The following is an 18,826-nucleotide window of genomic DNA, read 5'->3' as shown; positions in this document are numbered from 1 at the left end:
CGGGCATTCAAATATACTTACTACAACAAATAAAAAATTATAATAGCAATAGAGATTATGCTATTGAATGTATCCTCCTTCAACTTGTGATTGTACTTGAAAATTTGGCGATGATGTCGCGTGACGCTGCCGGCTTTTCTGAGTTTGAGATAATGCTTTTTCTGACAAGATCTCTATTTGCCCAACCTGGATAAGAGCAGTTTTTCCCAACCCGGATTTTTAGATTTTGTAAAGTACTTCCGGATTGCTTCCGTTGATATCGCTAATTATTGTCATTTCGACATTATATTAAACGGAATTAGTATGTTGTGTGGTCATTTTAAAAAAACAGACTTAATACTTTATTAATATCCCGCTATCGTTGCCTACACGAACTATGATTAGTTTTGAAAATAAAAAGATAATAGCCATATCAGGACCGATGTCGTAAAATATTGATTAGTTGAAAAAAATAAAATTTATTTACGCCCAGGCGCTGATTCAACGTACTATCTGTTAAGAAGGGGAAAATTTTTTTTAAAGAGATCCTTATCTTAAGGGGTATCTGTAATTCGTAACGTGGCTAATGGACGACCAAAATCTTATTTGTGAAAGCTGTAGATTATCAAACATATTGCGATAAAGATCTGCTTGGACTCCTGCTGGAAGACGATCATTTGGCGTACCTGGAAATATACAACAGACATGCCAAAGGGCTGTATGTAAAAGGAAGAAAGAAGCTGGATGATAATGATGAAGTCAAAGATCTATTACAGGATGTATTTGTTGCATTATGGCAGAATCGTTATTCGCTGACGGCAGATACCCCGTTGGCGGGCTATTTACATGCCACCCTGCGATATATGGTCATAAAACGTATTGTTCACAAAAAGGTGCAAACTACCTATTTAGAGTCACTCAAATTTTCGACACCTATAAAAAGCAGTGCAGCAGATTATTTAGCCAGGGAAAATGAACTTAAGCGAATCATTGAAAGCGAAATTTCTTTGTTACCCGAAAAGATGCAGGAAGTTTTTCGCATGAGCAGGGAGCATCACCTTTCTCATAAGGAGATAGCCATGCAATTAGGCCTTTCCGAAGCTACGGTTAAGAAGCATGTCAATAATGCTTTAAAGTCGTTGCGGGTTAAATTGGGACCTTTATTAATATTATCGACCATCTGCCTGACGGAACATTTTTTTTAATTTCCTTACGCCCACCGGTATACTAGTGGTACTATACTTATACAAACAGCAATATTGTGATAAGTATGGAACAAAATAATATGCAGGATCTGTTGAAACGCTATCTGGCAGGAGATTGTACTCCGGAAGAGCGTGTGCAGGTAGAACAGTGGTACGAGCTGTTGGAATCAAAGAAAGCAGCAATTAATGAGGAAGAGTTGGAAGAAGATGTTGCAGAAGTTCGAACCCGATTAGTAAAGTCTTTCAGAAAAGATAGAAAACTATTTAGATATCCGGCAGTAGCAGCAGCTGCTGTTTTGATTATTATCTCTATTGGAACTTATTTTCAGTTTCGTCACAGGCCCTCCGGGGAAGTACTCAACGCCAATAAGCTGCTCTCTAATGCACCAGATATTGCGCCCGGTAGAAATATAGCCATACTGCAGCTTAGTGACGGAACTGAAATAGCTTTGGATGAACAAGCCAACGGAGCTATTGCCAAAGCTGGAAGTAATACCATCTATAAAAATGCGAACGGCCAGTTGACTTATGTGGCCAATGAATCGAAGGAAAAGGAGGAAGAAGCCCTCGTGTCCAACACCTTGAAAACCCCACGTGGTGGACAATTTCAGCTTACATTACCAGATGGTTCAAAAGTCTGGCTAAACGCGGCTTCAACGCTTACTTATAAAATCAGCAGAACATCCCGCGAACGCCTGGTTGAATTAAAGGGAGAAGCATACTTTGAAGTAGCCAGGGATGCCAACAGACCATTTAAAGTACTCTCCAAAGGTCAGGTGATAGAAGTATTGGGAACACATTTTAATGTTAGCAGTTATGATGATGAACCCAGTGTAAAAACGACGTTGGCAGAGGGAGCCGTCAAAATAGTTGAGACAAACAAACACCGGGATGTTGTGTTGGAACCAGGGCAACAGGCCACGCTCGATAGTGGCAATACATTGTCTGTGGCGCAGGTAGATGTATCAGATGCTATTGCCTGGAAAAATGGAAAACTTAACTTCAATCAATCTGATATATATGCCGTTGCACGGCAACTTTCCCGCTGGTATAATGTAGACGTGGTATTTAAAGGTAAGGCTTCTAAGGTACGCTTATCCGGAGAAGTGTATCGTAATACCAATGCTTCCAAAGTCCTGGAGATTTTATCGTTTTATAATTTGAACTGTAGGATTGAGACAGATAACGGCGTTAAACGTATTGTCATCGAATAAAGTAATAACATCTATCACCTAAAAATCATTCAGCTTATGGAACGAGCAACTTAAAAACTGTCCTAAGCTCAATAAAAAACGTCTTCTGACTGCAATCAGAAGACGTAAGCGTATGAGCGATTATTCAAAAGATTAGCGTACTAATTAAATATCAACTCAAACAATACAAAGTTAATGAAATTCAGATTTCATACCGCGACCATCCGGTCGGGATGGTTGTTTTTTGGCAAACACCTTCATCGGAAATTTATGATGAGATTTCAGGTAATAGCAGGCCTTCTTTTAGCGATGTTGATGCAGGTAAGTGCTAAAAGTCTGGCGCAGAATGTGTCTATCCAGGTAAGTAATACACCTTTGGAAAAGGTATTTAAGATCATTGAGCAGCAAACAGGCTACGTGTTTCTCTACAACGATGTGGAATTAAAGAAGCAAAAAGTCAGTTTGTCTTTTCAGAATGCGCCTATCGAAAAAGTATTGGAAGGTTGTTTGGAAGGCCTGCCGATCACCTATAAAATAGTAGACAAGAACATACTTATTAAAAAAATCCTTGAACCCGCGTTGCCACCTGTAACACTAACATCTGATCAACAGCATGTGATTTCGGGAGTGATTAAAGATAGTGCGGGCGGCTATCTTCCCGGTGTACAGGTAGTGGTGAAAGGCACCAGTCGTGCTGTTGTAAGCGATGCTTCCGGCAGATACCAGATTGATGCCTCTCCCGGAGAAATTTTGATATTCAATTTGTTGGGATATAGGAAACAGGAGATTACTGTGACCAATAATGTTCGGGTGGATATTGTGCTCCAGTTAATTGTAACGGACCTGGAAGGAGTTGTTGTAGTGGGTTATGGCACTCAGAAAAAAATTAACCTGACAGGTGCTGTATCCCAGGTATCAGGCAAAAGACTGGAGAACAGATCTGTGCTAACACTCGGACATGCTTTACAGGGAGTTGTTTCCAATCTTAATATCAGTTCCGCCAGTGGTGGTGCTCCCGGGCAGGCTCCATCATTTAACGTACGCGGATATACTGGTTTTTCCTCCAATGGATCTACTTCCTCCCAGGCGCCGTTATTTGTGGTGGATGGGGTGCCAGGAGTTGATATTAACACTATTAACATGAATGATGTAGAGAGTGTGAGCGTATTGAAAGATGCGGCTTCCGCTTCCATATACGGTTCCAGTGCACCTTACGGAGTAGTCATTATTACAACAAAGCAAGGAAAGGTTGGGCAAAAGCCTACCATCACGTACAACAATAACCTGATGTTAATGGAGCCTATCAACCTGCCTAAGTATATGAAGTCCATTGATTTTGCCAATTTATACAATGAAGCCGCAGCTAACGCAGGAGTGACCAAACCATTTAATGATGATGCTCTCAGGCGTATCCAGGATTACCTGGATGGTAAAATCACTGATGAAACAATTGCCAATCCTACTCCTGGCAGTGATGCCTGGTTCGAATGGGGCAACGCCAATGCCAACAATGATTGGTTTGATATCCTGTTCAAAAAAAGGCAGTTTAGTCAGCAGCATAATATCGGTGTATCCGGGGGAACAGACAAAACACGTTACTATGTAGGCCTGGGATATATTCAGCAAAATGGGATGTACAACTATGCAACTGACAAGTATGCGCAATATAATGTTCGCGCTAACCTTTCTTCTGTGATCACAAGCTGGATGAACTTCAATTTCAGAGGAGCTTTTTCCAGAGGTGTTACGGAATCGCCCACAGCAGAAAGTAACTGGATGCAGACTTTGGCCGCACGCAACTGGCCTACTGAGCCGTTATATACTCCAAGCGGCACTTTTGCTGCTGAAAACCGAATGGAGGGGCTTGTAAATGGCGCCCGCACCAGGTCGAATAATGATAAAGCACTTATTACAGGTGAATTGGTAATCACTCCACTACGGGGCTGGAATATTACCGCTAATTATACCTTTGATGGCGCGTATGCTGACCTGAGCCGACATAACAAAACAGTGTATGTGACCCGTCCAAGTGGCGCCCAGCAAGCACTCTATGCTCCCAACAGTTTAGAAAGGCAAAATAACAGGAACCACCATTATACGGTCAATACATTTACATCTTATGAAAATGAGTGGAGCGGACATACGGTGAAAGGTCTGATCGGTTTCACACAGGAGCTGTATGATAACCTGTATATGGGAGGCCGCAACCAGTACTTGTTTTCCAATGATATTCCCTCTTTATCCCTCACCTACGGAACATCGCCTTCCCTGACAGACAATGCCTCACAACTAGCCATCCGTGGTGGGTTTGGGCGCATTAATTACAATTATAAAGAGAAATATCTTGTTGAATTTGATGGACGATATGATGGTACATCCCGTTTTTTAAAAGACCGGCGGTTTAAATTTTACCCGGGTGTATCAGCAGGATGGGTACTATCAAATGAACCGTTCTGGAAACCAATAGCACGGATAGCCAATTCTTTTAAATTACGTGCATCATATGGAGAACTCGGCGATCAGAGTTTTACCAGCAATTATTATCCTTTTTATCCGGCACTCAATAGTGTAGTTCCTACCAGCAGCCAGTATTTGTTTTCCGGTGGCAGAGAAGCATTCATCACGCAGCCGCCATTGATCGATGGATCACTGACGTGGGTAACGGTGAAGTCGTTGGATTTTGGGGCAGATATCACCGCATTATCCAACCGGTTGACGGCAGCTTTCGACTGGTACCAGCGTACGGCAGATGACTTCGTAGGCCCTGCAGATGCCTTACCTGCAGTATTGGGCACGGCGGCCCCACAGGTCAATAACGCGGCGATGCGGACCAGGGGTATCGATGTTACTATCGGCTGGAAAGACCGGGTTGGAAATGTAAAATACGGTGTAGATGTTGTGTTCAGCGATTACCAGAGTGAAGTTCTTCGCTATCCCAATCCGACAGGTTTAAACACTACCTGGTATAAAGGGCGTAAGTTTGGAGATGTTTGGGGATACCAGACAGAAGGATTTTTCCAATCCAAAGATGAGATTGCCACTGCACCGAAACAGACCAGTATCTATAGCCGCTGGAGCCAGGGAGACATCCGCTATGCAGACCTTAACGGTGATGGCGTCATCAACTGGGGCAACAATACATTACAAAATCCAGGCGACCGTCGTGTGATAGCCAATACAACTCCCCGTTATTCTTTTGGGTTGAACTTAAACGCACAATACAAATCATTTGACATCACTGTTTTCCTGCAGGGTGTTGGTAAGCGGGATGCTATCTTTTCCAATGCCAGCGTATGGGATGGTGCTTATTTCTGGGGTATCACCGGCGATCTGTATACAGGAATGCTAACTACTGCACAATATGACCGCTGGACACCCGAAACGCCAAATGGCTACTATCCCAAGTTCTATATGGGAGGTGAAATGCAAAAGAATTCACAGCCACAGACACGATATGTCCAAAGCGCGGCTTATGTGAGGCTCAAAAACCTTCAATTGGGCTATTCTATGCCGCAGCATATACTTCGTGCTATAAGCAGTCAAAAAGTGCGCTTTTTCCTGAATATTGAAAACCTGGTCACGTTCACTAAGCTGTTACACACCATGGATCCGGAATTTTCGTCCACAGATGGCCGCGTTTATCCATTGCAGAGAGTTTGGGCAATGGGAGTCAATGTGACATTCTAGCCATTTCTTAATTATTCCAACGATATAGTATGAAACAATTTATATACGCATGGGCAAGCTTAATACTATTGTTAGTTGCCTGTAACGACAAGTTTTTAGAACGCATGCCATTGGCTAATATCAGCGACGCTGACTATTGGAAATCCCCCAATGACTTAAAGCTGTATGTGAACAATTTTTATAACCAGGATGCGCTGTTACCCTCACGCAGGGCCTGGGGATCCGGCCCTTATACCATTGATGCCAGCGATGGCAGCGAAACCAATATAGGGATCAATTACAACAGACGAATGAATGGTGAGATGACGGTTCCTTCTTCCGGTGGTGGCTGGGCTGCGGATGACTGGGCCCCACTGCGTAATATCAACTACTTTATGGATCATTATAAAAAGGTGAATGCTCCCTGGGATAAAGTGAAGGAATATGTGGGCGAAGCATTATTTTTCCGAGCCATCTTCTACTTTGATAAGCTGAAGAAATTCGGAAATCTGCCATGGTCGTCTACCACATTGTCTCCGGCATCAGATCAGCTTTATGCAGGACGACTACCCCGCAACCAGGTGGTGGACTCTATCTTACTAGACCTGGACAATGCCATCAATTATCTTCCCGTGAGGGGAGGAGGCGTCTGGACGGGACATGTCACCAAAGAAGTAGCATTAGCTTTGCAGGCCAGGATTGCACTGTATGAAGGTACCTGGGAAAAATACCATGGTCAGAAAGGAACACCCTTCAAAGTAGATGGTTCCAATGGTACCAAATTTATTCAGAAAGCAGCCGATGCTGCCGGAGCTCTGATCCGTATGTCTGAAGCCAGTGGCTTCCCGGCGCTGGACAATGTTGGGGTGCAAGATGGCTACTGGTTGTTATTTAACAGAAAAGATTATGCTGCCAGCAAGGAAATACTCTTGTGGCACAAATATTCGGTGGCTGACCAGGTGACGCACACCTGGACGCGTTATTCCATAAACGGTGCAGGAATGGGGCTTTCTAAAAGCATGGTTGATTCCTACCTCTGTCTGGATGGTCTTCCTATTGCAAGCAGCCCGTTATATGCAGGAGATCACTCTTTAAAAGATGTTGTCACTAATCGTGATCCCCGGTTGAGACAAACGATTTGTGTGGATGATGGTAAACATGTGAAATGGTATGAAACCAATCTCTTTTTTACAACGCCCACTTTCGAGATCAATGGTGCTAATAACACCTCCACCGGTTATCAGGTGTATAAAGGACATACCGGAGATTATACAGAATTCAATGCCTCTCAAAGTACACAGGGATACATATACATACGCTATGCAGAAATTTTGTTGGCATATGCAGAAGCCCAGGCGGAACTGGGAATCATCTCCCAATCTGACATAGACAAAACGATTAATGCCTTACGCATGCGGGTAGGTATGACTAACGGCTTGTTACAATTAGCGAATATTCCATCTGATCCTAACCGGGAGTTTGCTACGTTATCGCCTATATTAAATGAAATTCGCAGGGAGCGCAAAATTGAGCTGGCGGCAGAGTGGTACAGGATGGATGACATTTTCCGTTGGGCAGCAGCAGATGAGTTACTTGTTGGTAAACGTCCTTTGGGAGCATACAAGAAACAATGGGACAACTATCCCGGTGCCACAGCCGATTTTCTCAGGGCGCAGGCTGCACTACCTGTCAATGCACAAGGATATATTGATCCTTATAAGCCTTATGCGGCCATGGATCAGGGATATAAATTTAATCTGAACCGGGATTACCTATTGCCTATCCCGACAAATGAAACCACGTTAAATACAAAATTGGGTCAGAATCCAGGATGGTAATCGTTTAACCTCCCTTCCGCTAAAAGTCCGGCAAATGGGGTAGGATCGCTTTTGATGAGTACGAGGTGCTTCAAAAATGGACATTAAACAATGGGCGGTTCTTTTGGGCCGCCCGGTTATTTCCCTGCCCCAATAGCCATCTTATAAGCCGCTGTTGTCTCCGCCACCGGCATCATCGCTTCCAATAAAATTTCACTTGTTCCCTGGTTCAAAATTTCATCCGCTGCCTTTTTAATCAACGCCAGTGTAGCTTTCATTAAGCTTGAACCGAGGCTTAACCTGGCCACACCCATATCTTGTAATTCGCGGATGGATGGAGGTACACCATCTCCAATGGTGGGGTTGAACAGAATGTTAACAGGCGCATGAATTTCCTTTACCAGTGTGGCAATGGAGGGTTTGTCCCATACGGGTTGAACAAATATACAGTCAGCGCCGGCTTCGCGGTATTTATTACCTCGCCTGATGGATTCAGATAATTTTTCTTTTTGCGAGGCAGATGAAGTATAAAAAGCATCTGTTCTGGCATTAATGACCAGGTGAAAACCCAGTGAGTCCGATAAAGCGCGGATAGCAGCTATTCTTTCACAAAATTCTGTTTCGTCAATAAGAGCGGGACTTAAATTGATGCTGTCCTCGATGTTAACGCCGACTATTCCTGTGGCAATGATCTTTTTAACCGATTCAATTATTTCATCTGAATTATTTCCGTATCCCGCTTCTATGTCCACGGTAACCGGCGCTTGTACTGCTTTTACGATACCGGAAATAATCTGGATCAGCTCAGGCAATTGCATCACCTGGCAGTCGGGATATCCAAGAGAGGCAGCCATTCCCATACTTGTTGTTGCGATGGCTTTATAACCACATGCTTCTATTAACCTGGAGCTGCCAATATCCCAGGAATTTAGCAGTACCAATATTTCTTCGTCATGATGGAATTTGAGAAATTTTTCAGCTTTCTCTTTTTGAATATTAGAGACCATAATCCTGATATGCTGAGATGAGAAAAACTAACTTCTTCTTGTGTAGACACCACGTTTAGGAGACCTTAAGTTAAGGTATTCTGTTATACCGGAAAAATATTGTTGTGAAAGAGGGGAGGGGTAAAAATCCCCGTGCTGAAACGCTTTCAGCACGGGATAACAGTTATATTTTCTTAATCATCATCTTCTTCCGACTTAGGATCTGCTTTCAGACCAAGCGCTTTCAAGCCCTTTTGATGTGCGCCGAAGTATGCTTTGGGAAAGGGCTTGTCGCCATGTATGGTAGACCAAACATATTCGCTGAATAGCAAAGCGTCCCTATCGATCAGATCTGGTTTAGAGAAATCCATTTTTTGTGTCAGCGGTGCTAACCGGGCAGTGGTTTTACTCTTGATCTGGTTTTTGGGAGGGTTCAGTTCATTGATGGCAACTGTTGGTACCAGGGCATTATAGCCGGTATAGTCAGGCGTTTGATTAAAGCAGTCGGTCATTAACGGCGCCACTGCAACCAGTTGATTCATGGGTGGCACACCGAATATCTGACAGATGGTATGTAATACAGATGATTGGTTATAAAAGTGGCTGATGACGGTATCACGTTTAACAAGTGGGCCTGCCACCAGGCAAAAGGAGCGGTGCCCGTCCACGTGGTCGGTGCCGCTTTGCGGATCATCTTCATTGATAAAGATGGCCATGTCCTTCCAGAAGGAACTTTTTGAAAGTGCTTCTACTACGCGGCCGGTGGCCCAGTCGTTGTCTGTTACATAGGCACGGGGAGTAGGTGATTGTTCGCCGTAACCACTGGTATGATCATTAGGTAAATAAACAATTATAAATTCAGGGAGGTTGCCTGCTGTTTCGTATTCTTTCAGGGCTTCAATAAATACGTCGGCCCTGACCTGGTCGGTAATATTCATGTTCCAGCCGGGATAACGCAGGTCGCTGTATTTCTCCAGGCTTTTCATCGCATAGGAGCATTTATACTGTGCAGAGTCATTTTTATTTTTCCAGGCATTATATACATCGGTCCAGGTTTTTCCTTTGGTTATTTCAGCGAGGTCTGTTTCTCCAAAGTTCCTGAATGAAATGCCTTTGCGTAGTAAGTGGTTCCAGATGAATCCACAGCCGGCATAAGACAATGGATCTGTTCCAAAATCATAGGCACAATGCCCGTTAGAGAAATCTTTTTCGTGGTAGGGAGTCGTAATACCTTGTATAGCCCATTGGTGTCCATCGCTTGAGTTAACGCCATTGCAATAGTAGTTGTCCAGCAGCACAAATTGTTGGGCAATGGCGTGTGTGTTGGGAGTTATTTCTTTCCCAAATTCCACCAGTTTGGGATCGCAGTTTCCTTTTCCGATATCACCGAGTACCTGGTCAAATTTTTTATTCTCTTTGATAATATATACCACGTGTTTGATGGAGGAAGGTTCTCCAACATGGTCTGGTACTGGTTTAGGGGTAGTTTTAGCATTACTTATGGCCTGTGCTCTAAGAAGATCTATAAAGTGAAATCCTTTGCTGGCTTCGGCCGTATAGGCCTTTAATTCAGCAGGGGTGGCGGGAAGTGCTACTTTCTGGATCTCTCCTTTTACGGCCGTTACGTTTCCGATGAATAAATTATTTCCGGCAATGTTAATCGTGCCGGGAAAGCCTCCTGCAGCAATAAAGCCATAAGGAGCTTTCTGTGGATGCCTGGGATCTATGAGTGCAATAGCGTTATTGCCGGCATTGGCGGCGAAAAGTGTTTTTCCATCGGCGCTGAATGCCAGGGCGGTAGTCAGGCTACCATAGGGAAGAGAGGGATCCGGTTTGGTGTTAATGGTATGTACTACTTTCAGCGTCTTGGTATCTATTACGCTGATGCCATCGCCACTGTCGTCTGTAACATACAGGGATTTGCCGTCCGGAGACAGTGTCATTGATTCCGGGTGTATACGGGTGGTAATCTCTGTTATCTTTTTCCTGGATGCAATATCAATAACTGCCACGGAGCCCCGCAGCGCTACGGATCTTTCATCTACGGCAACATCTGTTCCGGCTGATTGCTCTGTTCTGTCTCCCTTTCGGGCATGTGGACCTCCGAAGTTGCTGACGAATGCAAGTTTTTTGTCTTTACTGATGATGATAGCATAAGGACAAACACCTACCGGAATCCTGCTTAGTACTTTGTCTTTGGAAAGATCAACAACCGCGATTTCGTTAGGAATGGCGAGGGCTACAAAGGCAATATTATTGCCGCATAGCCCTATTCCCAGTGGGTTGGTCTTTTTATTATTTGCGGATAGATCGATCTTTTTTGTCAGGGTAAAGGTGCCGGATGGGTTTACATTTCCCACATATAGCTGCTTTTCCAACCCGGTAAAATAAATAGTAGAGTCGTTGTCGTCAACAGCCAGGCCATTCATGGAGCCTGATTCTTTATCGGGATAGTCGATTTTACTGAGCGTGTTAAAATCATTTGCATCAATAACAGCTAACTGGTTATTGGTTTTGGCGATGAGGATATGCTGATGCTGCACGAACTCCAGGTTAAGTACCCTGGTGCCTTTTGCCAGATTGAGACTTTGTCCTGCCGGATTAAGTAACTGGGCATTCGCCAACAGTTTGTCGCCTGCCAAAGAATGGCTCCAGGCGGTATCTACAGGCTTTCTGACGTCCTTATGAGGTGTCGCCACCTGTGCCTGTGTATCTGGTGTGGCCAGTAAAAGCCCGGCGAAAAAGATTTTTGGAAAAAAAGAAGATCCGGTCCTGATCATGTTTTAGTAATTGTTGAAATGTTCACTAACTGCGCATCCCTTATTGGGTGCGGATTTACAAATATAGCGGCAGGCTCAGCTCAGATGAGTAAGTTGTTGCAAAGATAATTTTAGGAATGAAAAGATGCCGGTTAATTTGTGGTTATACTTTCGGTGTTAGCCAGGGTTGAATTGATCCTCTATCGTACCTGTCAACCCTCCTTTATCTTAATAATTTTTCTTATTAAGACAGGTGAATTGGAGATAATAATGATTCTATTTTAATAAAAAATAATTCAATCTTAACTTTTTTGTAAAAAAGTTGTTAAAAAATTGCGTCACTTGGAAAACTTTACATAGGTTTGAGAAAGAAGAAAAAGGGCATTCGGAGCAAAGGAAAAGGCGATACACTTCTTTATTTTATGAGTAGCTAAAACGTTTAATCAAAAAGTTACCAACATATTTCGTCCAGCGCTTATCAACCTGCAATATTTATTTCTTAACTGTAAATTCAATCAGGAGCAGCAATAATTAGATTTACCGTTAAAACACTCAGCCAGAATTTCACTAAATAACCAGAATTTTTTATAAATCACTTTGTTATTAATAAGCAGATGCACGTTAAAATAAATGCTATCATCAAGTAGCGTTGATGAACGATAAGCGATGTCTTTCAGGAGGGACACCTTTATCCGGTTTTATTAAATTCAAGCTTACTAAACATTGCTAATTGGCACTAAGCGATAGTGTAGTAGCTGCTGCCTTGCCAAAACGTATCAATCAGGAGAATGAGTAGGGAACAAAAAAAATGGTACCCATATAAATTCAATCATTATCAACTGATGGGATGGAAGCTGCGAGGAAGAACGATTAATGATGTTACAGGTTATAGTACAGAAACCATGAACAAAGCCAGGTATCTTTTGTCATTTGATGAGAATGTTGCATACAGTACCATATACAATCCACGTCATATTGTATGTGTCAAATTTTTATGCGCTGGCCGACAACAAATAGTTTAACTGGAATGTATTAGTAGAATATCTCCATCAACAAAATTCCAATCAAAATACTATACCAAAAATCAGTTCTATTCAATTTTAAAAACAACAAAAAGATGCAGTCAACCAAAAGATGTCTATTACTCTTTATGCTCTTTTGCATAGGAAGTATGTTTGCCTATGGGCAGGGAAAAATGACGGTTACAGGTGTCATCAAGGACGCCACAGGTGCCGTTCTTGAAGGAGCTACTGTGGGCGAAAAAGGTACCGTCAACGGTGTGTTGAGCGGCAAACAAGGTACATTTACCATTAATGTAAAGCCAGATGCAAGGCTGATCATTTCTTACATTGGATTTGTAACACAGGAACTGCCGGCTACGGCTACAATGAACATAACGTTAGTGTCTAGTGTACGCACTGCTGATGAAGTAGTAGTGACGGCGTTGGGTATCAAAAAGCAGGCGAAAGCTTTAGGTTATGCGGTATCCAAAATAGATGCTGACAGGATTATGATTGCCGGTACACCTACCAATCCTTTACAGGCACTCTACGGCGCCGCACCAGGTGTACAGGTGGCTGCAACAGCAGCTGGTCCTTCAGCTGGTATGAAAATCAACATTCGTAACGCAGTATCTTTTGACCAAAATTCTTCTACGCGTCCATTGATTGTGATAGATGGGGTACCCATCCACGACCAGAATACGCAGATGGGTTTTGCTGCCACAGATCGTGATAATGGAACAGGAATTAACGATATCAACCCTGACGACATTGCTTCTATGGAAATACTGAAAGGAGCGAAAGCATCTGTACTATATGGTAGTGAAGGTGCGAATGGCGTGTTGTTGATTACCACCAAAAGCGGTACTAAAGGACAAGGACTCGGCGTAGCAGCTTCTTTCACCACCTCATGGGATCGTGCTGCATTCATGCCTAAACTTCAAAATGAATATGGTTCAGGTTCCAGCCCCAGCAATCCAAAGAATGATGCGGATGGATTTTACCTGGTGAATGGAAAAAGAACATTGGCTACTACATTGGGAGATGGTACTGGTGCCCAGGCATTCGGTCCAAAATTTGACCCAAGCGTAAAAGTAATGTGGTGGGACGGTGTAGAAAGACCATGGCAGGCACAGACCAAAAATATTTACAATGATCTTTACCACACCGGACATCAAAATACTTCCAATGTGGCAGTAAGTGGTGGAAACGAGCAAGGACAGTACCGTTTCTCCTATACTAATTTAAATATGACGCCGATCAGACCAGGTTCAAATTTTAACAAAAATACTTTTAGCCTTAACTCGTCATACAAAATAAACAATAACATTACCCTTAAATATACCGGCAACTTTTTCATCTCTAAGAACGTGAATGCTGCCAACCTGAGCACCATGAACGGGGAAGGTCAGCAGGCTGAGATCGGCGCGTTTAGTGCGGATATCAATGTGGGCTTGTTAAAGGAACATTTGCTGACACCTGATGGATATAATTTCTTTGCCAGCCCAAGCAATAGGAATCTGATCTCAAATGGTAGAAAAGGAGTGGTAGGATTTCTTTGGGATCAGTACCAGAATAAATCCAATTTCACCAGGTTGCATAATATCCAGTCTTTATCTGCTGATGTAAAGCTCACTGATATCTTTAGTGCCACATTAATGGGAGGAATAGATTATAGCACAGAGCGGAACGAATATAAAGGTAAATTATTAGATCCGCAGTTACTGGGACCTAATAGTGGTTTCATGTATAGCGATGTAACAAATATCTACAAAACTACCTACGGCCAGGGAATGTTGAACTTCGACACTAAAATAAATAGTGATTTTAATTTATCTGGTTTTGTAGGTGGAGTAATCAGGAAAAACAGCGCAGAAGGAAAAGGAGCATCTGTGAATGGTTATGGACAACTCGTTATTCCTAACTACTTCTCATTTAACAACTTGCCATTAGGTGTACAGCCTCAGTACCAGTTTACAAACGGTGAGGATATATTGTACAGCTTAATCGGATCCGCACAATTGTCATGGAAAAACCAGGTGTATATTGAAGCGCAGGGCAGACAGGACTGGTCTTCTATTTTGCCTCCGGGTAATAACAGCTATTTCTATCCAGGTGTGAGTGCATCATGGATTTTAAGCGAAAGCTTCAAATTACCGACAGTATTTAACTATGCCAAATTAAGAGCATCATGGGCTAACGTAGGTCGTCCGGGTCCACGCTATTTCAGTAACGTTAACTATGCTACCTCTCAAACCGGTGGTGGTTATGTGTTGACTCCTCCCGCTGATCTTCCTCCAATGGATGCCAACGGAAATCCAAACTTAAAGCCAGAGCGTAAACGTGAATTTGAATTAGGAGCTGAAACTTATTTGCTCGAAAACAGAAGAATTGGTGTAGACTTCTCTTTCTACAGATCTCATATCTACGACCAGATCATGGCAGTAGCAGCGCCTCCGGGAATGGGTGTTAAAAATGTTCGTATGAACGCCGGTGATGTGATGAGCACAGGATGGGAATTGGCTATTAAAACCAAACCAGTTCTCACGAAAGACTTCCAGTGGGATCTGACCTTCAACTTTGCACACGGTAAAACGATCGTAGAGAAACTGGACGGTAAATTACAATCACTCACTTTATGGACTGCATTCGGCGCCGTAAACTCCGTAGCGAATGTTGGCCAGGAATATGGTCAGCTTTACCTGACTAAGTCTACTTACACTTATGATAAGCCAGGCGATCCAAACAATGGACAAAAAGTGGTGAACGCCGCTGGTTCTGCTTACGACTATAAGAGCACTGCCAAATTGATTGGTAAAACAATCCCTGATATCTCAGGTGGTATCCTCAACTCTTTTTCTTACAAGAATTTCCGCCTTATTGCAAATATCGACTACCAGTTTGGCGCTACTTTCCTGTCAGGTACAGAAACTTACATGATGGCTGCCGGTGCATTGAACGAAACTTTGAAATATAGAGATGCTGCACACGGTGGAGTTGCTTATTATCTGGATGCAAATTCCAAAAAAGTAGCAGGTAACAACCCTAATGGCGGACCTACTTTCCACGACGGTGTGATATTGCCAGGTGTTGACGTGGATGGTAAACCAAATACCAAAGTGGTTTCTGCAGATAACTACTATTACGATTCTTACTTCTCAAATGGTTTCTTCCCTGAAGACAGAATCTTCAAAAGCGACTACATCGCACTGCGTAACGTAGCCATCGATTACACTTTGAGTAAGAGAATTGCTCAAAAGATTCGTATGAGCAACCTGGTATTATCTGTGTTTGCAAACAATGTGGCTTACCTTTATAAAGCTGCACCGAATTCAATACCAGAATCAACTAACGGAACCGGCTGGGGTGTTGGCTCTTATGGAACAACTGCATTACCTGCACAACGTTCAATAGGTATTTCTATCAAAACTAAATTCTAAAAACAACTAAGATGAAATACATACATTTAAAATCACTTTTCTTACTTACGTTGTTAATATCCTCCGTAGGGTGTAAGAAGACACTGGAAGATTTGTATCAGAACCCGGATGGATATTCGAAGGATATGGCGGATAAGTCAGGAGTAAGCGTTATCGCCGGCTTCTTCACATCTCAGCTAACCCAGGGTTTCTTTTTAAGTGGAGATTACGGTTCTGTTTATCACCAGGTAAGAAGTGGAGGAAGGACTACAGCCAGCGGCATTCAAATTTATAATGTAATGGCAGAAGGTACCGGATACACACTGGCTGATGTTGAACATGACTGGGGTACTGGTGGGTTCAACGAATCTATCTTCAACTTTGTGAATACCCAGTGGATGACGTCAGTACTTTGGGCGCAACGTGAATACAACAACACGCCACAAGCGAAGCGTACCAATTTAGATAGCCTGTATATCACTTTATTGCATGCACTGAAAGGTTACGCCTATGAAAGAGCTACTGACATGTATGATAAGGTGCCATACATAGAAACAGGTTCAGCAGGTGGCCTTGACGGCCTTAAGGCCAAATACCTGGGCCAGTCTGAGATCTATCCTAAAATCATCAATGATTTTAAGGTGGCCGATGATGCATTGGCGAATCTGACACTCACTTCTACCCAGCAGGCATCTTTTAGTCAACAGGATATCCTTTTTGGCGGAAGTATTTTGAAATGGCGTAAGTACATTAATTCATTAAGATTACGCTGTGCGATGAACGTAAGCGAGGTAACCCCTGCGTTGACGAAGCAAGTGCTGACAGAGCTGCAGGGCAAGCCTTTAATGACCGACTATAACGATGTAGCTGGTATAGCCGACATCGCTGTTATTGCACTGAATCGCATCTGTAATGAATTAGGTATTACACGTTCTTTCAGGGAAAGAGGTGCTGATTTCACCGCAGGGAAAAAATTCCTGCAGGACGTGATGTATTGCCAACCGGTTGAAGGTAGCAAAGTGGTAAACGGAAAAACATTATACTATTTTACCGGCGATAATTCTGCAACCGGTTTGTTGAATGGTACTGTTGATCCGCGTGTTTCTTATATCTTCTCTCCAGACTGTATTGGCAGATACCTGGGTGTAGAAACAAAATGGGATGGCAATAAAGATGAAAATAGCTATTTAAATAAGGTGCTGCGTGGCTACTACATCAACGATCCTATTTTGACTGATATTACAAAGACCACCTTTTATTATGGTCCTAACAAAAGCCTGTCAATTGAACTGGACGCAGCATCAAAGGCAGATCTGAGCAAACGTGAATCATTCCTGTTAAATGCACTTCGCAGCAGACTCGCTAATTCCGAGGATACTGATGGAAACGTGGGTACTGAAAAAAATCTGGTTGCCGCATATAATGTACGTCCGGAATTCAACTTCGCACTGAAATATCCAACTATTCATGCGGTTGAAACAGAGCTTTCATTGGCGGAAGCAGCAGTAAGAGGTTTTGGTACACTGAATGGTAGCGCGCGTGAGCACTATAAGAATGCGATTATCTTGTCCTGCAAATATTGGTATGAGCTGAATAACTCAAATCAATACTCCAAAACAACCATGCCGGCAATGCCAACCACCATGGATGATTCCAGGATCAATGCAAAACCTGCCATGGAATATAATGCAAGCACTTTTGCTGAGAACGCCGCCCAGAAATTTGATGCAATGTCAAGCCAGCAACAAGTACAGGCAATATTTAATCAACTGCAGTTGCATTACAATATGCTGAACTTTGAAGTGCCATACACCGCTGCCCGCAGATTGATTAAATATGTGGGTACAAACCCGGCTTCCATGTTTGACAGATACAAATGGAAAGAAAGAATGACTTATCCAAGTAGTGTTCAGGCTTCCGATCCGGAAAGCTGGTCAATTATCAGCCCAAATAACAATCCGGACCTGCCATTATGGTTTACCGGTCGTACCACCAAATGGAAAAACGTGTTGGAATAAACATAAAATACCTTTTCTGGCAGGTGGAGTAGACACCGCCAGACGGTTTAATAGCAACGTGAAGAAACCAATAAGGCCGCCATCGTGCGGCCTTATTGGTTTTTATAGAAGGCCCTGAATTAGCTCGTCCGGATTTTAGCCTATCTTGAGGTATAATACGTGGGCTATGCAACAAATGCATGAATTATTACGAAAACAGGTAGATATCTCCGACGAAGACTGGCAGCTTTTTTCTTCACGGTTTGAACAGAAAATTTATCCCCCTAAAACTTTTTACCTGAAAGCAGGAGAAACGGAAAACTACCTCACCTTTGTTGATAGCGGGTTGCTACGCTTTTATGTAGAAGATAAAGAAGGCAATGAAACCACCATCGGCTTTTCTTTTGAAGGCTGGTTTATGAGTATTTTCAGCTCTTTTTATACGCGTAAACCTTCCATGTGTTATGGAGAAACGCTCACAGAAACCCATACCTGGCGCATGCATTACGACGACCTGCAGGAAATGTACCGCCGGTTAAGTATTGTGGAGAGAATAGGAAGATTGGCTACTGAACAGCTATTGCTGTTAAAGTCAGAAAGAGAACTGTCTTTTCTCCTGAAATCTGCGGAAGAACGCTACCTGGACCTCTTCCAGAAAGCGCCTTACCTATTGCAGCAGGTACCCCTGAAATACCTGGCTTCCTATATCGGCGTTACGCCGCAGGCACTCAGCCGGATTCGGAAACGCATTTCTTAACCCAGGTTCATTTACTCCGAAAGGTTTGTCCGCTAATTTTGCAGGGA

At 43.0% G+C, this 18,826-nt stretch carries 9 protein-coding genes; 7 read left to right on the top strand and 2 right to left on the bottom strand.

Going from position 1 to position 18,826, the window contains the following annotated elements; translation table 11 throughout:
- The first annotated feature begins 587 nt into the window (after positions 1 to 587).
- The 4 genes from J7623_RS05720 (at position 588) to J7623_RS05705 (ending at position 7,881) form a co-directional block, all read left to right on the top strand.
- Positions 588 to 1,184 carry a sigma-70 family RNA polymerase sigma factor gene (locus tag J7623_RS05720; protein WP_291918292.1) on the top strand — a complete coding sequence of 199 codons (597 nt, stop codon included), beginning with the start codon at positions 588 to 590 and terminating at the stop codon, positions 1,182 to 1,184.
- Positions 1,185 to 1,249: 65 nt separating this feature from the next.
- A complete protein-coding gene (locus tag J7623_RS05715) occupies positions 1,250 to 2,398 on the top strand; it encodes a FecR family protein (protein WP_291918288.1) in 1,149 nt (382 codons plus the stop codon).
- Positions 2,399 to 2,647: 249 nt separating this feature from the next.
- Positions 2,648 to 6,064, top strand: a complete 3,417-nt coding sequence (locus tag J7623_RS05710) for a TonB-dependent receptor (RefSeq protein WP_291918285.1) — start codon at positions 2,648 to 2,650, stop codon at positions 6,062 to 6,064.
- Positions 6,065 to 6,093: 29 nt separating this feature from the next.
- Positions 6,094 to 7,881 (top strand): RagB/SusD family nutrient uptake outer membrane protein, encoded by a 1,788-nt coding sequence (locus tag J7623_RS05705; protein WP_291918282.1) that lies wholly within the window; start codon positions 6,094 to 6,096, stop codon positions 7,879 to 7,881.
- A gap of 116 nt (positions 7,882 to 7,997) precedes the next feature.
- On the opposite strand, the gene J7623_RS05700 is transcribed toward J7623_RS05705, so the two are convergent.
- The gene (locus J7623_RS05700; protein ID WP_291918279.1) at positions 7,998 to 8,867 is read right to left on the bottom strand and encodes an isocitrate lyase/phosphoenolpyruvate mutase family protein; all 870 of its coding nucleotides are present in this window, start codon (positions 8,865 to 8,867) and stop codon (positions 7,998 to 8,000) included.
- A 173-nt stretch (positions 8,868 to 9,040) separates the two neighbouring features.
- Entirely contained in the window at positions 9,041 to 11,626 is a 2,586-nt protein-coding gene (locus J7623_RS05695; protein WP_291918276.1) for an alkaline phosphatase family protein, read from the bottom strand.
- Between the two features lie 1,129 nt (positions 11,627 to 12,755).
- On the opposite strand from J7623_RS05695, the gene J7623_RS05690 reads away from it, so the two are divergent.
- The 3 genes from J7623_RS05690 to J7623_RS05680 all read left to right on the top strand — a co-directional run bounded on the left by J7623_RS05690 (position 12,756) and on the right by J7623_RS05680 (position 18,779).
- Entirely contained in the window at positions 12,756 to 16,046 is a 3,291-nt protein-coding gene (locus J7623_RS05690) for a SusC/RagA family TonB-linked outer membrane protein (RefSeq protein WP_291918272.1), read from the top strand.
- Between the two features lie 11 nt (positions 16,047 to 16,057).
- Complete coding sequence (locus tag J7623_RS05685; RefSeq protein WP_291918268.1) at positions 16,058 to 18,043, top strand: SusD/RagB family nutrient-binding outer membrane lipoprotein; 1,986 nt, start codon at positions 16,058 to 16,060, stop codon at positions 18,041 to 18,043.
- Positions 18,044 to 18,209: 166 nt separating this feature from the next.
- Positions 18,210 to 18,779: a Crp/Fnr family transcriptional regulator gene (locus tag J7623_RS05680; RefSeq protein WP_291918264.1), complete on the top strand. Its 570-nt coding sequence runs from the start codon at positions 18,210 to 18,212 to the stop codon at positions 18,777 to 18,779.
- Positions 18,780 to 18,826: the final 47 nt, after the last annotated feature.

This window comes from Chitinophaga sp., assembly GCF_017745275.1.
In the GTDB taxonomy this organism is placed as follows: Bacteria; Bacteroidota; Bacteroidia; order Chitinophagales; family Chitinophagaceae; genus Chitinophaga.
The sequence above is the reverse complement of the archived record's forward strand: the minus strand, read 5'-3'. Positions and strand labels throughout refer to the sequence as shown.